Raw genomic sequence first — 22,972 nt, 5'->3', positions numbered from 1 at the left:
CCCGATTGCGTCTTACTCAGCTCACGTTTGAGTATTGTCAAGAGAGCGCCTGTCTGAAGGGGAGAATTCCTTCTGTGACCCTGTCCTACTCTCTTGCCGGGATATTGCCGTGGCGCGGGCTCTCTTCGCTGATGCCACAATTCTCCATCGCCATTGATTCGCCAGCGATTACCGGCGTCCTTCCCACGAGTGATTCTTCTTCTGAAAATTTGGAGCTCCCTGGCCTGCCGATTCTTCCGGCCCTTCGGGTGAATAATGGTTCTCTTGATATCACTGCCTCAGATGGGGTCATGGTCAGTGGCCGAGGCATTGCTCTGGTGGCGCCGCTGCATCTGCCGTTAAGCCGGGTTCCCTATGAACTGACACTTAACGCGGAGCAACTGGTTGTGGCTGGCGCCGGGTTGCCCCGGCAGGAAGGGGCGGTCGCCCTTTCGCTTCGCTATCGTCGTGGACGCCTTGAGGTGCCAAAGGTCTCTTTTGCCGGGAAAACGCTGCTTAAAGATGGCTTGTTGGAGACCGATGCCCAGGGTCTGCGTTTTGCGACAGAGCTGTATCTTCTCCAGAGCAGAGGGCGGGTGCAGGGAAGTATCGAGCATCAGCAGGCCAAGGTTTCATTTCATCTGGCAGAGGGGGATGTTGAGGAGCTTGCCGAGGCGGCTGGGGTTATGCCGCCGCTCAGTGGGCAGCTTACTGCCGATGGCGAGATGACGATGGCTATCGGTCATCCGGAAACCCTGGCCGGTTCTGTTACGGCATCGCTCAGGAACGGCTCCTGGGAGGGGGTTGTTATTGATCATTTCGAGGTTAAGGCCCGGGCTGATGACCAGAAGGCCTTTGTCGATAGCTTGAGTCTCTCGATTAACGGCAGTAAGATTACCTTGAGTGACGGGGAGACCATTATTCCGGAGGCTGGCGTGAAATCGTGGCTTGAGCAGCTTGCATTGAGCCGTGCCAAGGCCCAGGTGCTGATGGTGGATATTGAGACCTTGCCGCCATCATGGTCTGCCCCAATTCTTGATCATTGGCAGGCGCTTGGTCTGGAGAGAGTGTCGGCGGAGGTGACTCTTGACGCTAATCAGCTTCGGGTGGTCCAGGCACAGGTTGCCGGTTTGTCCGGTCAGCTTAGCCTGAAAGATGGTTTACTCGACCTGTCGGCTGATACGAGCGATTGGATGGCAGTTCCTTGGTCGGCTCAGTGGCAGGCCGATTTGAGCGATTCGGCGGTTGTGCACTATTTTTGGGAGGATTGGCCGGCTACCGGTGGAACGGTTACTGGCAAGGGCGAGTTTGCCGGGACGTTGTCTGATCCCCATCTGCCGTGCCGAGTGACAATTACTGGCGCGTCCCTGCTCGGTGTCTCCCTGGCCAAGGTCTCGGGGGAACTTGCGTGGACCAAGGATCGTCTGGAGCTTGATGTCCTGGCCGAGAACAGAGAGCGGGACCGGCTTACCTGGCAGGGAACAATTGATCTGGATCAGGGCGGCCTGCTGGCGACTAAGGTATCTGCTATCATTGCTGAATTGAAGGAGTATCTGCCCAGAGATCGTACCCGTGATTTTCAGTTGAGCGGACCGTTTACCGGGACAGCATCCTTGGCCGGGGAGTTTTCGCAATTAAAGGGCAAGATCACGGCCTCGGGAGACTGGGTGATAGACGGCGTGCGGGTGGCCGGGGCGGAGGTGAATCTTGACTTAGCTCCGGACGGATGGTTTGTCCGGCATCTGACAGGGCGCATCAACGATGCCTTGGATGTCGATGCAGTTGGTAGGGTGACGCCTGCTGCCGGGTGGCGGTCGTTCAAGATCGGCCTTGATGCTCTCAATCTCTCTTATCTTGGACAGGATCTCACTTTAAAGCGACCGGGAAGCGTGACGCTGTCGACGGATATGATCGCTGTGGGGACACCTGTTGAGTTGTCCGGGGAAGTGGGGGCCTTCCGGTTGAGTGGCGCTCTGGGCGGCAAGGGGGGATTGTCCTTAGTCGGGGAGAGGGTTCGTGATACCGGATTGGTGAGCCAGTTGTGGGGCAAGGATGTCGGATTCGAGCGGATGGATTTCACTGTGGGGCTTAGCGGCAGCGTGTCACAGCCTGAGTGGCGCTGGCAGGGCACCATTCTGGAACTTACCTCCGCTGGCGCGCCCTTGGCCCTCTCCGGACGTTTTGATCTCTCGCTTAACCAGCAAGGGGTGTGGATTCGGCAGTGCGAATTAGGTGATAATGGCCAGGCGGTGACCCTCACCGGCCGGTTGCCTTTGGCTCTGGGTAAGGACGGTCTATCCCTGTTGTCTCACCCCTTAAGTTTGAATGGCCAAGTTGTGATGCCCGAAGCCGGGTTCCTCCCTCGGTTGTTTCCGGAATGGCTCGCTGAAAGCGGAGCGGTCAAAGCGGAACTTACTCTTGGCGGGACCTGGGATCATCCCCATGGGCAGATTCAGTTTGATGCCAGCGGAGTAAAGCCGGGATCCCGTTTGCACGTGGCGCCTCCTGGGCCATTTACCGTTCATGGGCTGATTTCCGTGGAAGAGGATCGCTTGGCGCTCTCGATTCTTGAGCTGACATCATCAAGGCTTTCGGTGAAAACCAGCGGCGCTATCAGTCAACTGCCTTTGGCAGGCCTGATTGGTCTTCAGCAAGGAGAGCAATCCCGGGGACAGATTACTCTCTCCGGGAGTTATTCGATTGCAGATTTTCGGTGGTTGGTCCCCAAGATGTCTGGTGTGCGGCGGATAGGCGGGAGTGTTTCCGGATCTTTTGCTGTGGAAGGTCCGCTCACTCAACCCGAGGTACGGGTGGATCTTGCCCTTAAGGACGGGGCGGTCAGGGGGACGGATAGCCTGTTGGTGGCCCGTGGCATAAGTCTTCAGGCCTTACTGGAGCATGATCAGCTGACTATTGTAAGTCTCACAGGAACGTTGGGTGGGGCTCAGGTCCAGGGGGCAGGAACGATTAAGGGTGTCTCGTCGTCAGCCCCGGAGTTGGATGTGCGCATGACCGGCAAGGATCTTCTGCTGTATCGGGCAGAGGGGGTGAAAGTCCGTGCTAATAGCAGTCTTGTCCTTGGTGGAACACTCAAGGCGCCGCAACTGAGCGGGGAAGTGCTGCTGACCGACAGTCGGGTTACCAAGAAAGTCAATTGGCTCTCCTTGTTCAAACCAGGGACGCGTGCCGGTGGCAACGAGGCCATCACTTTATTTTCGTTTGCAGACCCGCCGCTGAAGGATACCCGGCTCAATGTTCGGATTAAAGGGGCGCAGCCTTTGGTGATCTCAAACAATGTTTTCAAAGGGGAACTCCGCCCGGACTTGATCCTGGGCGGCACCGGAGAATTGCCGTATCTGAGTGGGGTGATCTATGCCGACAGTGGTCGGGTCACGCTTCCGTCCGGGCGGCTTGATGTGGAAAGGGGGTTGATCCGTTTTAGTGATGACGCGCCTGATCGTCCTACGCTCGAGGTGCAGACCAGCGGCCGGATGATGGGCTATGACATCACAGCTCAGGTCAAGGGAGTGTACGACGAGCCGGAAGTGACCCTCTCCTCGTCCCCTCCGTTGTCCAGCGAGGATTTGTTGATGCTGCTCCTTGCCGGTCGGCCGCCGGTTACCGGCGGTTCCGGTGGCGGCATGTCATCTGTTGCAGTCTATTTCGGACGTGGGTTGCTGTCCAGGTTGCTTTCAGGTGAAGATGATGATGAGTTTGTACTTCTTGAGCGGTTGGAGGTGGATGTCGGGCGGGCCATTAGTTTACAGGGGGAACCGACGGTGGATGCTCGTTTCAAATTGGCTGACATGGATTGGAAGCAAGACGCGACCATCTATCTGACAGGGGAAAAAGATGTCTGGGATTATTATAATGCCGGGCTCCGTGTAATGTTCCGGTTCCGTTGAAGCTGATCAGTAAAAGACTATGATGAAGGATAAAAAATGTAGGGTGTGCACCTGCTGTTGGTGCGCACCAAAGACAGGTGCACACCCTACGCATTATGATGAAAGATAAAAAATGTAGGGTGGATAAGCGCAGCGCATCCACCGGTTGTTGAGCTATCAAGGGAATTTCAAGCAGATACCATGGCGCTACTGGGAAAACATATGGGAGGGTTGCTGACGGTCTGCCTGATGGCGATGACCGTGGTGGTTCTACCTTTGCCCGCGGCTGGATTTGGCTCCGGGGGGCTGCTAGCTATGCTGCAGGGCGCATCTTCAGCAGAAAACAAGCAGCCGGGGTGGGATATCGTTGTATCCGGGAATCAGACATTGGAGACAGAAAGTCTGCTGGCAGCGGCCCGGGAGGAGCTTAATACCTTTGTCCATCAAGGGTATGCCGCGAGTGCCATTGACGATGCCGCCTTCGTGATTGAGACACAGTATCGTCATGAGGGGTATGCCACAGCGATTGTCGATTACGAGATCAAAGAGCAGTCTCGCCAGGTAGTGTTTCGTGTCCAGGAAGGACCGCGAACCGTATTGAAGGATATTGTCTTTGTTGGCAATCAGGGCTTGGGCCGGGAGAGGTTGCTTGCCCTGGATCCTGTGGTCGATGCCGAGATCAAAGGGCAGCGGACTTTTCCTTATGTCGCTGCTACTATGTCCTCTTTGGCCGACAGCATTAAAAGTCTCTATCTGGCGGAGGGGTATCTGCAGGTTAAGATCAAGGCATTGGAGCCTGGCCCGATGGAGGGTAGGCCTGACGACATGGTGGCCTCAATCGCTGTCGAGGAGGGGCCGCGTTTTACCCTCAAAGATGTGACGGTCCATGGTGACGTGCCCGGTGACTTGGGCGATGCAGTCTCTGAGATTGTCAAGGCCATGGAGGGACATGTTTATCAGCGCAGGCAGAGACTGGTATTAAGGACCAAGCTGCGAGATGCCTATGCCAATGCCGGGTATGCCGATGTCGCGGTTTCGGTTCAGGAGACGATTGCTGAATCGCAAGGCTTGATCCACCTTGAAGCTATGGTTGAGAGTGGTCTCAAGGTGATAGTGGATGAGATCCGGGTTGACGGCAACGAGCGGACCAACTCAGACTTTATCCTCAGCCGTTTGAATTTCGAGCCAGGTGCACAATATCGGCAAGACGATAAACGCGAAGGATTTGGCAGTCTCTATGGGACCGGACTCTTTTCCAATGTCGAACTCAGGCTGGTGGACGGGGCGGTTCCTGGCCACAAAACGGTTGAGATTGAGGTGGAGGAGCGCAAGGCGCGGGAGTTGTATCTTGAACCGGGGTGGGGGTCTTACGAGTTGTTACGATTGAAGGCGGGATATAAGGATCGTAATATCTTTGGTACCGGACGGATTTTCCGTGTTGACTCGTTGTTTTCAACCAAAGGGCGAAGCCTTGAATTTGGGGTGAGCGATCCTTGGTTTCTGGGGACCGATATCACCTTGGGCCTGCCCTTTCATTACCGTTTCCGTACCGAACCGGCATTTACCATGGAAAGCAGTGGCGTCGATGTCTATCTGCAAAAGATTATCCATAAGAACGTCACCGTCAATGTGGGGTATCTATATAGCAAGGAAGTGGTGAGCGATATCTTGCCCGATGTTGACCTTGAGGGGTTGCCGACAAACTATAATACCGCAGCGCTCTCTTTTCAGTTGACCAGGGACACCCGCGACGATCTGTTTTTCCCGTCTCAGGGATACCGGGGGAATGTCTCTCTGGCCTTGGCTCGGCCTGAGTTTGGCGGCACGATTGCCTATAATCGCCTGGTGACCGGGGTGCGTTATTTTTACCCCCTCTCCAAGGAGTCAATCCTTGGCGTTAGGTTCAGGACCGGCATGATTCTGCCCACGGCTGATCAGCAGTCTATTCCGGTTGCCGAGCGGTTTTTCAATGGCGGAGAGAGTTCTGTGCGGAGCTTTCAGGCCTCAAAGCTTGGTCCGGTGGATGATAGCGGTGACCCCTTGGGCGGAACCGCGTATTCGGTTTATACGGTGGAGTGGCGGAAAAAACTGACTGATGACTTGGGATGGTCGATTTTTTGGGATATGGGCAACGTCTCCCCTAATCGGACCAGGGTCGACGGTTCCTCACCTCTGGCTTCCGACGCTGATAATCTGATTAGCGCCACCTGGAACGATTATTTCACTGATTTTCGCAGCGGCGTGGGGACTGGTCTTCAGTACATGCTGCCCGTGGGACCAGCCCGTTTGGATTGGGCCTTTAACCCCTCACCGGATGAGGAGCGCAACGAAGAAGATTACGTTATCCATTTTAGTATTGGTATGGCCTTTTAGGGCGGGATTTCTCCATGAATGAAGGGTGGATAAGCGCAGCGCATCCACCACCACTCCCTGAAATGACAAGAATCTTGAATGGACCTGCCGATCCGGGTATAATGCCCAACCATCTGCCGCTGGCACAAACCAGCGTCGTAACAGAACAACAGTAAGGACAGACGATGATTGCGACCAACAAGGATAAACTTATTTGCCAATCGGTGATTGGCGAAATCACCTCGCCGTCAGTCGGCATTAACCCTTACCGGGTATCCCCGGACGGGGTGCCGGAGATCTACCCCGGAGTCGGCGGGATTACTTACAATCTGCGGATTGGAGATCTGGCTGGGGGCTGGTTTGCCGATCACGTCGAGCCAGGTGTCAGCATTAGTAACTTTAAGGATGTCGGTGGACAACCAGGGCCTAACCGTGCCTTGAACATCTTCTCCTGTGCCGGTAACGTGGCCACCGTGGTTTCTGGCGATGCCAAAGGGAAAACCGGTCGCGTCACAGGCAAGCATGGCGGCATCGAGCATGTATTGATCGACTTTGAGCCCGAGGTGCTGGAGCAATTGGTGATTGGTGACAAGATCCAGGTCAAGGCTCGTGGCTGCGGCTTGCAGGCGGTAGATTTTCCAGAGATCCGGGTGATGAACCTTGATCCCGCCCTGTTCGAGCTGATGAAACTCAAAAAGACCAAGGATGGTCGGCTGGAGGTCCCGGTGACCCACATGGTTCCGGCGCGAATCATGGGCTCGGGCATCGGTTCCAGTCACAGCCACAGTGGTGATTACGACATTCAGCTCTTTGATGGACCGACTGTTGCCGAGTACGGGCTTGACGATCTGCGCCTGGGTGATGTGGTGGCGATTGCCGATGCCGATGCCTCTTATGGTCGTATCTACAAGACCGGCGGGGTGGTGATCGCCATCATTGTTCACTCCGATTGCGTGCTTGCCGGTCACGGTCCCGGCGCCATGGTGGTGATGAGTTCCAAGGATGGCCGCATTGTTCCGAAGATCGAGGCCAAGGCCAATCTGCGGCACTATTTCGCTAAGCTCTGTTAGCCTGAGCAGCCAACACTTTCACTTCGGCTCCAGGGAACGATTATCGCGAGACTGTTCCCTGAGCGAAGCCGAAGGGCTCAGGATCAAAAGACATTTCGGTAAACGGGCCAATAAAACGGTTGAAAATTGTTTAGAGCCACTTTAATAAATTAATAACTGCTCAGCTCGAGCCCCAAAACTTACTATCTCCCCCCGAACATTTACATAAATTAAACTACGAGAGCTCCATGCAACAGGATAAACAGCGTTTAAAAGAAATACTTCTTCAGAAGTCATACCGCAAAGGCACCTTCAAACTGACTTCCGGCCGCGAATCAGATTTTTATGTCGATGGCAAACAGACCACCCTCGATGCCGAGGGCGGGTATCTATGCGGTAAGCTGATTTTTGAAGCTATCCGCAATAACTCCGAGAAAATCGGCGCTGTGGGCGGCATGACCCTCGGCGCTGATCCCTTGGTTACCGCAGCCTCCCTGGTAAGCTTCCTGGAGAAGGCCCCAATCCCTGCCTTCATTGTCCGTAAGGAGACGAAAAAGCACGGCACCGAGGCCTATATCGAGGGTCAGAGTAATATTCCGGCAGGCGCTACGGTTGCTCTGCTGGAAGACGTAGTCACCACCGGTGGCACCCTGATCAAGGTTATCGAGCGGGTTGAAAACCAAGGGTACAAGGTTGGCATGGTGATTACCGTGGTCGATCGCCAGGAGGGCGGTGAAGAGACTCTGGCAGCAGCCGGTTATCCGCTGACCGCGATCTTTACTCGCGCCGAACTGTTAGGTGAATAGTGATGCAATGTAAAAAATGCCCGGGTACCCTCGAGGTGGTTCGCTCCTGTAGGAGGATTCGGTTGCGCTGTCGGCAGTGTGCTCACGAGTTCCAGATTCATGAGGTTGCTGATCGTTTAGATGAAGAGACTGAGGAGATCCTGGCCCGGTATACAGTGCTGATCTACGATTGATAGTCGTGTCGATATGTGCAGACTTTTACCTGTCGTCACCGTCGTCTGATGGGTTAGGCCGCCTACCTGTAACCCACGCTACTGCCTTCTTTCAGTAGTCTCTACCACCTAATAAATTTATCTCACATCACAGTACAGGAGAAAGGAATGAGCAAGAACGATGTTGATCTGCCCAAGGTGACTCCGACAAACACCAAGAAGGAAATACTTGATGCCTATAATCAATTGCTTGGGCAGCTTGAATCGCGAGCCAGTCAGGAGTTGAGGCCGGAAAAGGAGAAGGAGGTTCGGAGGGTCCAGGAGGCGGTGACTGTGGCTGAAGATATTGCCGCGGCTAATGTTGGGGACAAGGTGGCCACCCTGAAGAGTACGGTTAATGCCGCGCTTGCCGACATAGCCGCCCGGATTGATGAGCAGGTCAGCGGCTATCGTCGGGTAAAAGAGGCTATCGTTGCCAAGGAAAAAGAGTTGGCCGATATTTTTGAAATCGAACGGGCAGCCCACTCTCTGGCCGCCTTGCTTGAGGCACAGAAGCAGAAACGCGAGGCCTTCGAGCAGCAGATGGCGGAGCGGCGGGATGCGTTGGAGCAGGAGATCGCCAGCACCCGAGCCGCTTGGGACAAGGAATCGACCGAACACAAGGCCAAAACCAAGGAGCAGCAGGATCAGGCCGAGAAGCTTCGTCGTCGCGAACTGGAAGAGTATGAGTATGTCCTGAAGCGGGAACGGGAACTGAAAACCAATGCTTTGAAGGATGAAACCGACCGTCTGGCAAGGGATCTGGCCCAGAAGAAGGAAGAGTTCGAGAAAAAGGTCCAGGCTAAGGAGTCTGAACTGAAGGAGCGGGAAGCTGAGGTTGCGCAGGCGGAAAAGCGGTTGGTCAGCCTTGAAGTGCAGGTTGATAAATTCCCCAAGGAACTTGATGAGGCCGTTAAGAAAGCGGTCAAGGAAACCACGGAGCGGCTCTCCTCCGATGCCGCCCGGAGTGAAGAGTTGTTGCGCAAGACCTATGAAGGGGAGAAAAATGTGCTTGCCGCTCGGATAGAGGCTTTTGAACGGCAGGTGACAGAGCAGAAGAAGCAGATTGATCAGTTCTCCTCCCAGATTGAGAAGGCCTATGGTAAGGTTCAGGATATCGCCATCAAGGCTGTTTCCAGCCAGAGGGAGCGGTGTCAGGGAGATCAGCTGAGCAAAGGTGTCAGCCAGGATAGTGGCAATTGATGAACTCCTTGGAGTGCGGTGACATGGCAAAGACCACCACATTGGCTCTGCGCCCTTTTCTTGAGACCGTTGAAGCCCTGTGTCGTTCCATGAGCCAGGAAAAATTGGTGGCCATGTTACTCGCTTGGGCCACGGACATTCCTGCGTCAGATCGAGCCGCTTTTCTGGCCCAAATTAGAAAAGGTGAATCGAAACCAAAAGCCGTACCGGTTGCTGAGCCCGGATATGTTCAGCAATTTTTGAAAGAGATCGAGGAACTGGAGCGTGATATTTGTCAACGGGTCGAATCCATCGAGGATGGTTCTTTCTGGGACGATTACCATGGCGATGAGGGGTATGGCTATGACGAAGATGCTGATCCGCTTTCTCGTGAACATAAGGAAGAGTTGGTCAGCTGTTTTGCTGAAGCAGATCGCATCTTCCTGCATGGTTCTCGCAGCGATGCGCGAACGGTCTATGGCCGGCTGTTTCAGGCGGTAAAGACCGCCGCGGGTTATGACGGCGGGTGGATCGATATCGATGTTGACCTCCGGGAGTCACGGGCTCGCTACTGTCGATGTGTCTATGAACTGACTACTTCCGAGGAACGACTGTCCGCCATGCTGGAGGCGATGGAGGTCGAGGCTCAGGGACGTCTTTTTGCGGAGGGGAGTCCCCGTGATTATCCTACGCTGCATGATGTGATCGATGCTCAATCTGGTCAATTGCCTGATTTTGATGATTTTTTGTCGCAATGGACAAAGGCGCTTGCTGCTAAAGGATTTATGAGCCCAAGGTTGGCAGGGCTTCGTCTGGAAGCAGCTGCAATAGCTGGTGGTATTGAGGCGCTTGCTGCCCTGGCCAGGCAGTGGCGGGACAAGCAGCCTCTCGCCTACCTTTATTGGTGTCGGCAACTAAGTGAGGGTGGCGACTGGTCGGCCTTGATGTCTGCGGCTCGCGAGGCACTTGAGGCCCTTCCAGCAGGTCAGGATCGGAGCAATGTAGCCAATTTTCTGATTGAGGCCGGTGAGCATTGTCAGGATGCAATGGCAATTTTGGAGGGGAAGCGGCAACGTTTCGCCTCTATGCCCGCGAGCCTTGCCCTGTTGGCCTTGGTGGGTGAGGCGGAACGCCAAGAGGTGCGTGAACAGGAGCTTGACTGGGCTGTGTCCGTTTTGAATAGACAGCGGCAGCAAGCGATGTTTGATGAAAATTTGTTCGCCTTGACCTTGCTCATGGCTGGTAGAATTGAGGATGCCTTTGTCCTGGCGCAAAAGGCAAAACCAGTGGGCTGGTCATCAGGGTCACCGGCTGCTGTGATGTGCGCGGCAGTATTGTTTCTGATTGGCCGTGGCCGCGAAACGGGGTTGATCGATTCACTGTTCAAGAGTTATACCGAGGGCTGCGGGATTTTCTTCCATGATTCGGTCCGGGAGGGGGAAAGTATTCCGGACATGGATCAAGAAGTCAGGAAGGGGCTGGCGTTGATTTCGCTCGAGGCAGAGCAGTTGGCCCGGTACTTTAGCTGGGCACAAAGTATCAGTGAAAAACGGGTCAACCATATTGTTTCCAACAAACATCGTAATGCCTACGACCGCGCCGCCCATATCCTGTGCGCCTTGGCCGAGGCCCACTGGATTCATTCCGGTCGGCAGGAGGCGGAAAGCCTGCTGCGTGAGTATTATCAGAACCGCTATAACCGTTATCCAGCCTTTCGCAAGGAGTTGAAGGAGATACTTGGTAAATCATCCTTGTTGCGGGGCGTGAAATTATGAGGGGCTAGGAGAGTGTCTGTTCGACGTTAAACAAACGGTTTCTTCGGCATTTCCTGTTTCCGGGGGCTTTAAACTTCAGGTTAATCAATCTGGGGTGTTCAATTCTGGCACCGCCTTTTTAGTTGAAATAATAAGGGATAAACTGTAGCTGGTACTAATGACCGGTTACGAACGAATCAATTGGCTTTATGAACGTCTGAAACGCAAGGCCTTCCCTTGCCGAAAGCAATTTCTCGATTGCTTCGAGGTCTCGCCTAGTACTTTCAAGCGAGACCTCGCCTTCCTCCGTGACCGCCTTGGCGCTCATATTGAGTATGATCCCCGCCGCCAAGGCTATTTCCTTACCGATACCGATTTTGAACTTCCTTCCTTCTGGTTTAATCGCAGCCACCTCCTGATTTTGGCCGGTGTCTGCCGTCAGCTTGAACTTTTCGTCCTCTCTCCCCGTCTCACTGAATTACGCTCCCGACTCATGGCCATGCTTACTCCAGGCCAAGATCAGCCGTTGGTCAATATTTTCTCCTTTGAAACCGTGGGCTGCGCCACCTGCGATAACGCCAACTTTGATACTATGGCCGAGGCCATGCTGATAGGACGTGTGGTGGTCTTCACCTATCGCTCCGGCGGCAACGGTACAATTACCAGCCGTGAGGTCGAACCCTATCGTCTGCACAACTACATGGGCGCTTGGTACCTGATCGGTTATTGCCGGGAACGCCAAGCCCCCCGCAGTTTTCAACTCAGCCGGATCTTAGAATTGGAGGTCTTGGCGGAACGGGTAGGACACCATCGTTTTTCGGTGGATGACTATCTTGCCGCTGCTTTCGGCATTTTCAAAGGTGAGGCACGGGAGACAGTGGTTCTCCACTTTTCCCCGACCATGGCAAGATTCGTCAGTAATGAGTTCTGGCACGGTGATCAGGTGATGGAACCTCTGCCGGATGGGGGCTTGCGCCTCTCCCTGCCGGTGGCAAACCTTACAGAAATCCGGATGAAGGTCTTGCAATACGGCAGTGAAGTGGAGGTTGTCGCCCCGGATGAACTGCGGGAGCAGGTGGCAGCCGAAGCGGCGCGGGTGGTGGAGTTGTATGGTCGAAAAAAATAAGGCGATTGAGAAAAAAGTTGGGGGTGGGTCACTATGTGAGCTAGTGGGTGTGTTAGGGTGAAAACGAAAGCGTGAAAAATCTATGTTCTTTATGCAGGTGATTATGTACTGATTTGTGAACCAGATTGTTTTTTTCGTTCATATACCACACATATTGTTTGGTTTGAAGAGTATTTGTACCAGCAGGCGGTGGTTGTTTTTAGATCGAGGTATCATGATGGAAATTTTATCTACTCAATTTGTTGCTCGATATCGTAAATTAGATGGGACTCCTCAGAGTGTGGATGAACACCTTCTTGGTGTTGCTGATTTAGCCTCGGTATTTGCCGGTAAGATAGGCTTGTCCGTATTCGGTGAGCTGATGGGGGCGCTTCATGATCTTGGCAAATATTCTAAGTCCTTTCAGTCATATATTAAATCGGCGGAGGGGAGGATTAAACCTGACGACGAGGAATATGTTGTCGCAGATGAAATGCGCGGCAAAATCGATCATTCTTCTGCCGGGGCGCAGTACATATTTAAGCATCGGGGACAAGTTCCAATCCGGCAGATTGCCTCAGATATTATGGCGCTTTGTATTGCATCCCATCATTCACGCTCAGGGGTAATTGATAGCCTTTCGCCGGATGGCACTGATTTATTCCATAAAAGAATGATGAAGCCGAAGGAGCAGACCCATCTTGATGAAGTTGAACAACTGTTGGATGAACATGTTCGCCTCATAGTGGAAAAATGTATAGCCTCTAATGAGTTGGAAAGTCAGCTTTCAGCAAGGATTAAATTGTTGTGGGGTTCTGGTGATTCGTTAGAGGTCAGGCAATTCCTGCTTGGGTTTTTGACCAGATTTCTGTTCAGTACCTTGATTGATGCAGACCGCCTAAATTCGGCGGAGCGCCTACCAAGATCAAAACAGAGCTGGCCGCTTTTGATCAATGTCTTTGAAGCCAATCTTGCTGGGTTCAAGATCGAAAAGCCGATAGATAAGATTCGGGATGATATTTCTTTGTCATGTCTGCGCTTTGCGAGTCGGCAAAGGGGCCTCTATCAGCTTACTGTTCCCACCGGTGGGGGTAAGACCCTAGCAAGCCTCCGTTTTGCTCTGCATCATGCAGATACATACAAGATGGACCGGATTATTTACGTTGTTCCCTACACTTCGATTATAGACCAAAATGCTCGTGTTGCTCGTTCCATATTCGCATTTCTTGAAGAGAGTGGCAGGCAAATTGTATTAGAGCATCACTCTAACCTCACTCCGGAGCATGATACAAGTGAAAGTAAGCTGCTCGCCGAAAATTGGGATGCCCCGATCATATACATTACTGCCGTGCAGTTGTTGGAAACACTTTTTGCCGCTGGCACTCGTGGTGTACGGCGTCTGCATCAACTTGCCAACGCGATTATCATTTTTGACGAAATACAGACCATTCCAATACGTGTCGTACACCTCTTTAATAATGCGATAAATTTCCTGGTCAGCCAGGGTGGTTCAACGGTTATTTTCTGCACGGCGACACAGCCGTTGCTTGATAAGGTTGATGCAATAAAAGGAGCTGCGAGAATTTCCCCTGACTGTCAGATGATGGGTGATGTGAATGGGCTATTTCGGGAGTTGCACCGTGCCACCATTGAAGACGGAACCAAAAATGAAGGGTGGACGGTGAACGAGATTGCCGAAGCTACACTACAAGAACTTAGTGAGTCAGGGAGCGTGTTGGTTATCGTTAATAAGAAGGCACAAGCACGGGAATTGTATCAATGTTTGCAAGGAAAAAGCGAACATCTCTATCACCTGAGTACTAGTATGTGTCCTGCCCATCGGACAAAAGTGCTCGACACGATCAAAGCTTGCCTTGATCCGAAGAGTACCGTGCCAGTAATTTGTATCAGCACCCAATTGATCGAAGCTGGAGTGGATGTTGACTTTGGATCGGTAATTCGTTTTATGGCTGGGCTCGACTCTATAGCCCAAGCCGCTGGACGTTGCAACCGCAATGGACTTAGGGGGACAGGGAGGGTTTTGATTGTTAATCCGGAAAATGAGGGTTTGGATAAACTGCCAGAAATCAGGTTGGCTCAGAAAATAACAAAGCGTGTGTTGCGGGAATATCATGATGAGCCGGAAGTATTCGACCATGATTTGCAGGGTCCAAAAGCGATGGAGCGTTACTACCACTACTATTTTTTTCAACGTGCCCATGAGATGGCCTTTCCTGTCAAAAAGGTAGATTTTGGGAGAGATGATGATCTCCTTAACCTGCTTTCTGTCAACACTGGTTCCGTTGCCGAGCACACAAGGGTCAACAAGCAAGCTCCATCGCTTCATCTTCGGCAATCATTTACGAGTGCTGCTAAGGCATTCAGAGCCATCGACTCCCCGACTGAGGGAGTGATTGTGCCATACGGGGAAGGAGGGCGGATTATCGACGAGCTTTCAGTTGCTTGTTTTGAAGATAAAGCAAGATTGTTGAAGGTAGCACAACGATATTCGGTTAACTTGTTTCCTTACGAAATGGCGAAGTTGAAGGATGAATGGCGGGTACTCGAAGTTTGGGAGGGTAGTGGGATTTTTTACCTTGATGAACGGCATTACTGTGAAGAGTTTGGTGTTAGTATGGAAGAAGTCTCGGATATGAAGACACTCATCGGATAAGGAGGTGTAAATGAGGAATCGGATTGACTTTAAGGTGTTTGGGCGTTTTGCGCTCTTCACCGACCCGTTAACCAAAATAGGCGGGGAAAAATGTTCGTATCATATTCCAACGTACGAGGCGTTAAAGGGGATAGCCAAGTCGATCTATTGGAAGCCGACCTTTATCTGGGTTATCGACAAGGTTAGGATCACTCGGCGCATACGAACCCAGTCGAAGAGCATGAAGCCGTTAGTTTTCAATGGAGGCAACTCACTGGCCATTTATACATATTTGGCCGATGTCGAGTACCAAGTACAGGCGCACTTTGAATGGAATCGACATCGAGCGGATATGGGCCAAGACCGAATTGACGGTAAGCATTTCAGTGTTGCTCAGCGCATGATTGAGAAAGGCGGTCGCCAAGACATTTTTCTTGGCACACGGGAGTGTCAGGGCTATGTGGAGCCCTGCGTTTTTGGCGAAGGCGATGGGCCATACGACGATTGTGGAGAACTAGCCTATGGACTTATGTTTCACGGCTTTGATTATCCAGACGAGACTGGGAACAACGAGTTGCACAGTCGATTTTGGCGACCGGTTATGCAGGATGGGATTGTGACCTTTCCCAGACCGGAAGATTGTACGGTACGTAAGTTTGTGCGGGAAATGATACCCAGGCCACCGAGTTCGGTTGGGCTCCAAGAGGAGGGGCTATGCGATGAGCTGGATTGAGAAGCTGTATCAGACGTATGAGAATAATAGGAATTTCATTGGTAATCGTAATGATAAAAGTCCTTTGTTGCCGATTTGTCATACCACACAGAACGCACATGTCGCAGTTATCATTGATGGAAGTGGAAATTTTATTGCGGCTGAGATTGTGCCGAAGTCTGATGCAATGACAATTGTCCCTGCATCAGAAGAGTCGTCTGGAAGGACTGGGCAGAAGCCGGTTTGCCATCCTCTTTGCGACAAATTACAGTATATTGCTGGTGATTTTACTGATTTCGGAGGCGAAGTTACCTGTGGTTTTTCAGCAAAGCCAAGAGAACCACACAATAAATATGTTGAGCAGTTATCGATATGGAATGAGTCAGCCTACTGCCACCGTAAAGTTTCAGCGATTCTGCGGTATGTAAAAAAGAAGACGCTTATATCTGATCTTGTAAGCGTCGGTGTACTTCATGTTAAGTCAAGTTTAGAAATGATGTATGAATTACTGAATGAGTGGACAGCAAATGGATCATCCCCTGCAATATTTAAGATCCTCCCTGGAGGGGTAGATAAAAAAGGACAAAAGAAGCCCTGCCAAGGTGATGCTTTTGTCCGATGGATTGTGGAAGAACCGGAGGTACTGGCGACAACAACATGGGAAGACCCTTCATTGTGGCAATCTTGGAGTGATTTCTATGGTAGCCTCAAGTCGAATAAGGGGGTTTGTTATGTGACAGGTAAAGAACAGTTTCTTGCAGCCCAGCATCCGAAAAAAATTCGGAATGGTGGGGATGGTGCAAAGCTTATTTCATCAAATGATACTGTAGGATACACATTTCTTGGTCGTTTTACATCAGCGGATGAGGCTTGCTGCATTAGTTTCGATGTAACACAAAAGGCGCATAGTGCCTTGCGTTGGCTAATTGCGCGACAAGGCTTTGTCGAATATGTGAAGGATGAAGGAAGCACTAAGCCGGCATTGGCTGTAGTGGCTTGGGCCGTGTCCGGAGTTGATATTCCTGACCCCCTAGTCGATACCTTTGCGCTTTTGTCTGGAGATGAGCAAGCCCCGCCTCTCTCGAAAACTGGTTATACCGCCCAAGCAGTTGGCATAGCATTGTCAAAGAAGATGGCAGGATATAGAGCTCATCTAAGAACAACCGATGATATTGTTGTTATCGGCCTTGACTCCGCCACACCAGGGCGGATGGCGATCAGTTATTACCGGGAGATGTTAGGCTCTGAGTTTCTTGCACGAATTGAGGCTTGGCATACCGGCTGCTGTTGGCAGCAGTATTTTGGCAAGGACCGTATATTCTTCGGTGCGCCTGCTCCCCGTGATATTGCTGAGGTCGCCTTTGGCTGGCGAATAGATGATAAATTGAGAAAGTCGACGATAGAAAGGCTGCTTCCCTGTGTGGTTGATGGCGCATCAATTCCTCGTGATATTGTGGAATCCTGTATTAGAAGGGCGAGTAATAGGAATGGTATCGAATATTGGCAATGGGAAAAAGCTCTTGGTATTGCATGTGCGCTATATAAAAAGCTGAACGAAAAGGAGGAGTACAGTATGGCATTGGATCAAGAACGAAACAGTAGAGATTACCTTTACGGTCGCCTGTTGGCCTTGGCCGAGCACCTGGAGGGACGGGCATTGTATTTGGGTGGTGAGCACAGGGCAACAGGAGCGGAGAAATTGATGCAACGCTTTGCCGATCATCCTTTCTCAACATGGCGTATTTTAGAAACTGGCCTGACCCCTTACAAAGTCAGATTGGGTGCCAAGCGTCCAGGTTTTCTTCATGCGATGCAGCAAGAAATTGATGCCGTTTGTTGCCTTTTTGCAACAGATGATTTTGTTTCTGATATGCGATTGACCGGCGAATTCCTGCTTGGCTACCATTGCCAACGGTCGGCGCTTAAACCTCAGTCCAGCCACAACCAAGTTGATTCAACGGATGAATCCGAAGATACAGAAGAATAACTTATTAGAGATGTAAGGAGAATGATATGAGCCTTTCGAAAAAGATTGATTTTGCGGTTATTTTTAAAGTCGTCAACGCCAACCCCAATGGTGATCCTCTGAACGGGAATCGCCCCCGTACTATTTATGAAGGGAATGGCGAGGTCTCGGATGTTTGCATTAAGCGTAAGATACGGAATCGGTTGATGGAGACACAGCCAAAGGTAACAGTGGTGGCTGATGGAAAAGAATTGGAATTATGTCCGATTTTTGTTCAGTCGGATGACAGCAAGATGGATAACTACAGTAGCCTTAAATCTCGTGCTGATGCAGTGCTATCTGGCACTAAAGGAGCGGAGGCAATTGCTAAGAAAGCGTGTGAAACTTGGCTTGATGTGCGGGCTTTCGGGCAGCTTTTTGCTTTTAAGGCATCAGGGGGGAAGAAGGCAAAAAGCAAAGAAGGTGAAGGAACAGCCGACGATAAGGGAGTTTCTATAGGTATTCGCGGACCGGTAAGTGTGCAATCTGCTTTTAGCATATCGCCTGTAAATGTGACCAGTACCCAGATTACCAAGAGTGTCAGTGGGGAGGGAGATGGTACCAAGCGTGGCTCAGATACCATGGGAATGAAGCATCGCGTAGATCGAGGTCTATACGTTTTTTATGGCAGTATGAACCCGCAACTGGCCGTCAAAACAGGATTCAGTGATGACGACGCGAAATCTATTAAAGCAGTTTTGCCAAGATTGTTTGAGAACGACGCTTCGTCTGCTCGTCCCGAAGGGAGCATGGAAGTCTTAAAGGTGGTCTGGTGGGAACATAATAGCCCAAGTGGCCAGGTTTCGTCAGCCAAGGTGCATAGAAGCCTGACCGTCCATGAGACTGACGACCTCGATAAATTGATTTCGCTGGTCGAGATAAATGGGCTAGAGCCGGAAATAATTGACGGAATTTAATACAATTCCAATGGATTCTCCTATGCCAAAGAAGCCTCACAAAACCAGCCCACCTCAACCCCCCGGCTATTCCGCCATGCTTTCCGACCTAGCCGGGTTGTTGGAGCAGTCCCGCCGATCTTCTATGCGTGCAGTTAATACGATCATGATTGCCACCTACTGGGAGATTGGTCGGCGGATTGTGGAGTACGAGCAGGGCGGAGAAGTCAGGGCGGAATATGGCAGTGCCTTGCTTAAGCGTTTGTCTGTCGATTTGACTGTCAGGTTTGGCCGGGGGTTCTCGGAAAGGAACCTTGGGCAGATGCGATTGTTTTATTCTGGTTGGCAGATTTTGCAGACACCGTCTGCGAAATTGACCTACGAGGGTGATCCCGGTAGTAAGCTAACTCTGCCGGCATCATCTGCGGAATATTCCTCTCAAGATCTTGCGAGCCGCTTCCCTCTCCCTTGGTCCCACTATGTTCGTCTCATGTCGGTGAAAAGTCCTGAAGCCCGCGTTTTTTACGAGGCCGAGGCTTTGCGCGGTGGTTGGAGTGTTCGTCAACTTGATCGTCAGATATCTTCCCTCTTTTTTGAACGGACAGCTCTTTCCCGCAACAAGGCGGCTATGCTGAAAAAAAGTGAAACGCCATGTTCGGAAGATGACGTTACCCCGGAAGAGGAGATTCGTGATCCATTGGTGCTGGAATTCCTGGGGCTGAAAGATGAATACTCGGAAAGCGATCTGGAGGAGGCGTTAATCCGCCACTTGGAATCGTTTCTGTTGGAACTGGGTGGGGATTTTACTTTCGTAGGTCGGCAGCGTCGTTTGCGGATCGGCGATTCATGGTATCGGGTCGATCTCCTTTTCTACCATCGGCGTCTTCGCTGTCTGGTCGTGATTGATCTTAAACTCGGTAAATTCACCCATGCCGATGCCGGACAGATGCATATGTATCTTAATTACGCCAAGGAACATTGGACCCACCCGGATGAAAACCCGCCGGTCGGGCTTATTCTCTGCGCGGAAAAAGATCACGCCCTAGCTCGCTATGCCCTGGAAGGATTGACGAACAAGGTGCTAGCAGCAGAGTATAAGATGGTGTTGCCGGACGAGAAAATCTTGGTGGCCGAAATTGATAGAACTCGCAGGGCATTGGTTGATGGCGGTGTTGCTAGTAAATGACCATTTATCGATGGATTTTGGGCATAAGCAAACTTACTCCCTTGACCGTCCTATCCAGCAGCGCCATGCCTTACGGCAACTCAACTCGACACCCGGAAATCCCTTTGGCCCTCTTGACCAGTTTGGTGTCAAAGGTCAAAAATGAAGAGTGTTCCTGGCTTGCGGCCAGATGAAGGGCATCGGCAAAGTCCAAACCTTTCTGGTGCCACTCCAAGGCCTTGGCCATCAGGTCGGGTCGGGAGATGCTGACATTGGGCAGGCCCAGCAGTTTGGTGAAGGCGCTGTTGATGGTGGCGGGGGTGAATTGATAGGCGAAGCGCAGCACCCATTCGGTTTCCAGGATCACGGTGTCGGGGATGAAGACTTCATGGCGCTCGAAAATCTGGCGGGCCTTTTGGCATTGAGCAGGATCGTCGCCGGTGAGCAGGCGAACCAGGATGTTGGTATCAACCGCGGTCACGGTTCGTCTCCTTGGCCCCATGGCGGATGGCTTCTTCCATCTCCTCGATGGTTTTGGCTGGGCCATGGTGGGGCAGGCAGCCGGTGACCTGATCAAGGGTCGTGGCGGTGAACGGGGTGGCTGCTTTCAAAAGGATGCCGTCGCCGGTATCAATGATTTCGAGTTTCTGGCCTGGGTGCCAGTTGTGCAAGGCCCGGATTGGCTTGGGGATAATGACTTGACCTTTACTTGAGAGGCTGGTTGTTGGCATGGTGTCCTCCATGGTAAGAAATTGGTAAGATCAGAATATGGCAAAACACGACATCTGTCAAGAAGCAGCAGTCGAAGCGGTTGGCCCGTTTAGCGAGGATGATCTTATTCCGCTTTCTGCCCTTCAGCATCTTTTATTCTGTGAGCGGCAATGTGCCCTTATTCATATCGAGCAGTTATGGGCGGAGAATCGTTTGACCATCGAGGGGCATCACTTGCACGAACGGGTGGACGAGGTGGGTCAGGCGTCCCGTGGTCGGATTCGCACTGTATTCAGTCTGCCGGTTCGATCTTTAATCCTCGGGCTTTCGGGACAGGCGGATGCGGTGGAATTTCATCGGGAAGATGAGGGCGGGCCGGATGGCGCTGTGATCTGGCGACCGTTTCCTGTGGAGTACAAGCGGGGTAAGCCGAAGATGGATGACTGCGATTTGGTGCAAATATGCGCTCAGGCCTTGTGTTTAGAGGAGATGTTGGGGCTAGAGGTGCCGGAAGGAGCGATGTATTACGGTAAGCCGCGTAGGCGATTGGCCGTGGTATTTGATGATCGCCTTCGGGGTGTAACCAGAAATGCAGTAAGTCGTCTGCATGAACTGATTCGGTCCGGAATAACGCCGGCTGCCCGGTATGAGAAGAAATGCGATAGTTGTTCGCTTATTGAACTTTGCTTACCTAAGGTGGCTGGGGCTGGCAAAAATGTTCGCACATATGTATCGCGGATGCTGGCAACGTCAGGGGTTGCAAAAAAATAGTCGAGAGTGGTCAGGTTAGGAGTAAGGAGAGAAATAATGACGCATCAGAAAAACCAGAACGCAGGATTGGTGCCCGATTACGGAGAAGTGATTCTATATCAATCCGAGGATGGTAGCTCGGATATCGATGTCCACCTCAAGGACGGGACGGTCTGGCTAACTCTGAACCAGATAGCAGACCTTTTTGGCAGGGATAAATCCGTTATTTCACGCCACTTACGTAATATTTTCCGTGAAGGAGAGGTGCCAAGGGAGACAACTGTTGCAAAAAAGGCAACAGTTCAAAGTGAAGGTGGGCATAATGTTACCCGACTAATTGAATGGTACAACCTCGATCCAATTCTCTCTGTTGGTTATCGGGTCAATTCGAAACGTGGTACTCAATTCCGCATCTGGTCCACCAGAATCTTGAAGGATCATTTAGTGCGAGGCTATTCCCTTAATCAGCGGCGGCTCGCGGAGCAGGGCTCGGACGAGATCAAGAGAGTGTTAGAATTGTTGGCCCTTACTCTGGAACAGCACAACTTGGTCAGCGATGAGGGAAGGGCTGTGTTGGAGATTGTCACACGATACGCTCGGACGTGGCAACTCCTCCTTCAATATGACGAGGATCGCTTGCCGCTTCCTGCCTCTTGCATCGGTGGGAATGTGGGCCTAGAGATTAAAGGGGTAAGGGCGGCCATAACTACATTGAAACAGGAGTTGAGCGGGCGTGGGGAGGCGACCGACCTTTTCGGTAATGAGCGTAGTCATGGACTCGTCGGTATCATTGGCGCCTTGCATCAGACTTTTGGTGGTCAAGACCTGTATCCGAGTGTTGAGGAAAAGGCAGCCCACCTGCTTTATTTCGTCATCAAGGACCATCCTTTTACTGACGGGAATAAACGGATTGGCTCTTTTCTGTTTCTCTATTTTTTAAAAATTAACGGGCTGTTGGTGAATCATCATTTTGACACTAAGACCCTCGTCGCATTGGCCTTGCTCACTGCGGCAAGTGAGCCTGCGAACAAGGATTTGCTCATTCGGCTGATCGTCAATCTTATTTCCGAATAAGGGTAACCATGGTCCTGTTAATGTGCTTTGGAGTATCAGTGCAATGAAGAAGCTGCTCAACACCCTTTATGTCACCAGTCAGGGAGCCTACCTCAACAAAGAGGGGGAGACGATTACCGTCAATGTGGAGCGTGAGGTGCGGTTACGATTGCCGATTCATACTCTGGCGGGTGTGGTTTGTTTCGGTAATGTCATGATGAGCCCGTTTCTTATGGGGTTCTGTGCCGAGCGTGGGGTCAGGATATCCTTTCTCACCGAGTACGGGAAATTCCTGGCCAGGATCGAAGGGCCGGTGTCCGGTAATGTCTTGCTTCGACGTCAACAGTATCGGTGGGCTGATGACCCTGATAAATCGGCAGAAATCGCTCGAGCCGTGGTCATGGCCAAGGTTGCCAATTGCCGGACTTCTTTGCAGCGGGTTTTGCGGGATCATTCAGATATTGATGGTGGCACTGCGGTTAAGACCGCTGTCAATGCCCACGAATCAAGCTTATCTATGCTAATGAAGACTACCGTCCTCGACTCGGTGCGGGGTGTGGAAGGGGATGCGGCCCGCCAGTATTTTTCAGTGTTTGATCATCTCATCGTTGCCCAGAAGGAGGATTTCTTTTTTCGGGAACGAAGTCGGCGGCCGCCTCTTGACAAAATGAATGCCTTGCTCTCGTTTTTGTACACCTTGTTGATGCATGATGTTCGTTCGGCCT

At 51.8% G+C, this 22,972-nt stretch carries 17 protein-coding genes; 15 read left to right on the top strand and 2 right to left on the bottom strand.

Translation table 11 applies throughout. The features are described from left to right. Nucleotides 1–74 precede the first annotated feature (74 nt). The 12 genes from FP815_03315 to FP815_03260 all read left to right on the top strand — a co-directional run bounded on the left by FP815_03315 (nucleotide 75) and on the right by FP815_03260 (nucleotide 19,754). Entirely contained in the window at nucleotides 75–3,884 is a 3,810-nt protein-coding gene (locus tag FP815_03315) for a hypothetical protein (protein MBA3013966.1), read from the top strand. Nucleotides 3,885–4,064: 180 nt separating this feature from the next. Further along, on the top strand, nucleotides 4,065–6,236 hold the full coding sequence (gene bamA / locus FP815_03310; protein MBA3013965.1) for an outer membrane protein assembly factor BamA: 2,172 nt from the start codon (nucleotides 4,065–4,067) through the stop codon (nucleotides 6,234–6,236). A gap of 164 nt (nucleotides 6,237–6,400) precedes the next feature. Then, nucleotides 6,401–7,285 carry a DUF4438 domain-containing protein gene (locus FP815_03305; GenBank protein MBA3013964.1) on the top strand — a complete coding sequence of 295 codons (885 nt, stop codon included), beginning with the start codon at nucleotides 6,401–6,403 and terminating at the stop codon, nucleotides 7,283–7,285. Between the two features lie 227 nt (nucleotides 7,286–7,512). Further along, the gene (pyrE, locus tag FP815_03300; protein MBA3013963.1) at nucleotides 7,513–8,070 is read left to right on the top strand and encodes an orotate phosphoribosyltransferase; all 558 of its coding nucleotides are present in this window, start codon (nucleotides 7,513–7,515) and stop codon (nucleotides 8,068–8,070) included. Between the two features lie 320 nt (nucleotides 8,071–8,390). Then, the gene (locus tag FP815_03295; protein MBA3013962.1) at nucleotides 8,391–9,464 is read left to right on the top strand and encodes a hypothetical protein; all 1,074 of its coding nucleotides are present in this window, start codon (nucleotides 8,391–8,393) and stop codon (nucleotides 9,462–9,464) included. Between the two features lie 23 nt (nucleotides 9,465–9,487). After that, on the top strand, nucleotides 9,488–11,218 hold the full coding sequence (locus tag FP815_03290) for a hypothetical protein (GenBank protein ID MBA3013961.1): 1,731 nt from the start codon (nucleotides 9,488–9,490) through the stop codon (nucleotides 11,216–11,218). Between the two features lie 157 nt (nucleotides 11,219–11,375). Next, a complete protein-coding gene (locus FP815_03285) occupies nucleotides 11,376–12,323 on the top strand; it encodes a WYL domain-containing protein (protein ID MBA3013960.1) in 948 nt (315 codons plus the stop codon). A 217-nt stretch (nucleotides 12,324–12,540) separates the two neighbouring features. Next, nucleotides 12,541–14,976, top strand: coding sequence for a CRISPR-associated helicase Cas3' (gene cas3, locus FP815_03280; GenBank protein ID MBA3013959.1), 2,436 nt, complete (start codon nucleotides 12,541–12,543; stop codon nucleotides 14,974–14,976). 10 nt (nucleotides 14,977–14,986) lie between these two features. Then, complete coding sequence (cas5c, locus tag FP815_03275; GenBank protein MBA3013958.1) at nucleotides 14,987–15,688, top strand: type I-C CRISPR-associated protein Cas5; 702 nt, start codon at nucleotides 14,987–14,989, stop codon at nucleotides 15,686–15,688. Continuing rightward, nucleotides 15,675–17,654 (top strand): type I-C CRISPR-associated protein Cas8c/Csd1, encoded by a 1,980-nt coding sequence (cas8c, locus tag FP815_03270; protein MBA3013957.1) that lies wholly within the window; start codon nucleotides 15,675–15,677, stop codon nucleotides 17,652–17,654. The genes cas5c and cas8c overlap by 14 nt, the downstream gene beginning before the upstream one ends. Nucleotides 17,655–17,680: 26 nt before the next feature. Further along, nucleotides 17,681–18,589 (top strand): type I-C CRISPR-associated protein Cas7/Csd2, encoded by a 909-nt coding sequence (gene cas7c, locus FP815_03265; protein ID MBA3013956.1) that lies wholly within the window; start codon nucleotides 17,681–17,683, stop codon nucleotides 18,587–18,589. Between the two features lie 22 nt (nucleotides 18,590–18,611). Continuing rightward, nucleotides 18,612–19,754: a DUF1016 domain-containing protein gene (locus FP815_03260; protein MBA3013955.1), complete on the top strand. Its 1,143-nt coding sequence runs from the start codon at nucleotides 18,612–18,614 to the stop codon at nucleotides 19,752–19,754. A 70-nt stretch (nucleotides 19,755–19,824) separates the two neighbouring features. Here the strand turns inward: FP815_03260 and FP815_03255 are convergent, their stop codons facing one another. Both FP815_03255 and FP815_03250 read right to left on the bottom strand, forming a co-directional pair. Further along, nucleotides 19,825–20,214 (bottom strand): type II toxin-antitoxin system VapC family toxin, encoded by a 390-nt coding sequence (locus tag FP815_03255; GenBank protein MBA3013954.1) that lies wholly within the window; start codon nucleotides 20,212–20,214, stop codon nucleotides 19,825–19,827. Continuing rightward, the gene (locus FP815_03250; GenBank protein ID MBA3013953.1) at nucleotides 20,201–20,464 is read right to left on the bottom strand and encodes an AbrB/MazE/SpoVT family DNA-binding domain-containing protein; all 264 of its coding nucleotides are present in this window, start codon (nucleotides 20,462–20,464) and stop codon (nucleotides 20,201–20,203) included. Before FP815_03250 ends, FP815_03255 begins: the two co-directional genes overlap by 14 nt. 37 nt (nucleotides 20,465–20,501) lie before the next feature. Here FP815_03250 and cas4 point away from each other — a divergent pair, with 37 nt between their 5' ends. The 3 genes from cas4 to cas1 form a co-directional block, all read left to right on the top strand. Further along, entirely contained in the window at nucleotides 20,502–21,215 is a 714-nt protein-coding gene (cas4, locus tag FP815_03245) for a CRISPR-associated protein Cas4 (GenBank protein ID MBA3013952.1), read from the top strand. A 36-nt stretch (nucleotides 21,216–21,251) separates the two neighbouring features. Beyond that, a complete protein-coding gene (locus tag FP815_03240) occupies nucleotides 21,252–22,268 on the top strand; it encodes a Fic/DOC family protein (protein ID MBA3013951.1) in 1,017 nt (338 codons plus the stop codon). A 43-nt stretch (nucleotides 22,269–22,311) separates the two neighbouring features. Beyond that, on the top strand, nucleotides 22,312–22,972 hold a 661-nt coding region (cas1, locus tag FP815_03235; GenBank protein ID MBA3013950.1), incomplete at its 3' end, for a CRISPR-associated endonuclease Cas1.

The sequence above is a fragment of the Desulfobulbaceae bacterium genome, from assembly GCA_013792005.1.
GTDB lineage: Bacteria > Desulfobacterota > Desulfobulbia > Desulfobulbales > VMSU01 > VMSU01.
This window is presented reverse-complemented; position numbering and strand designations above follow the sequence as displayed.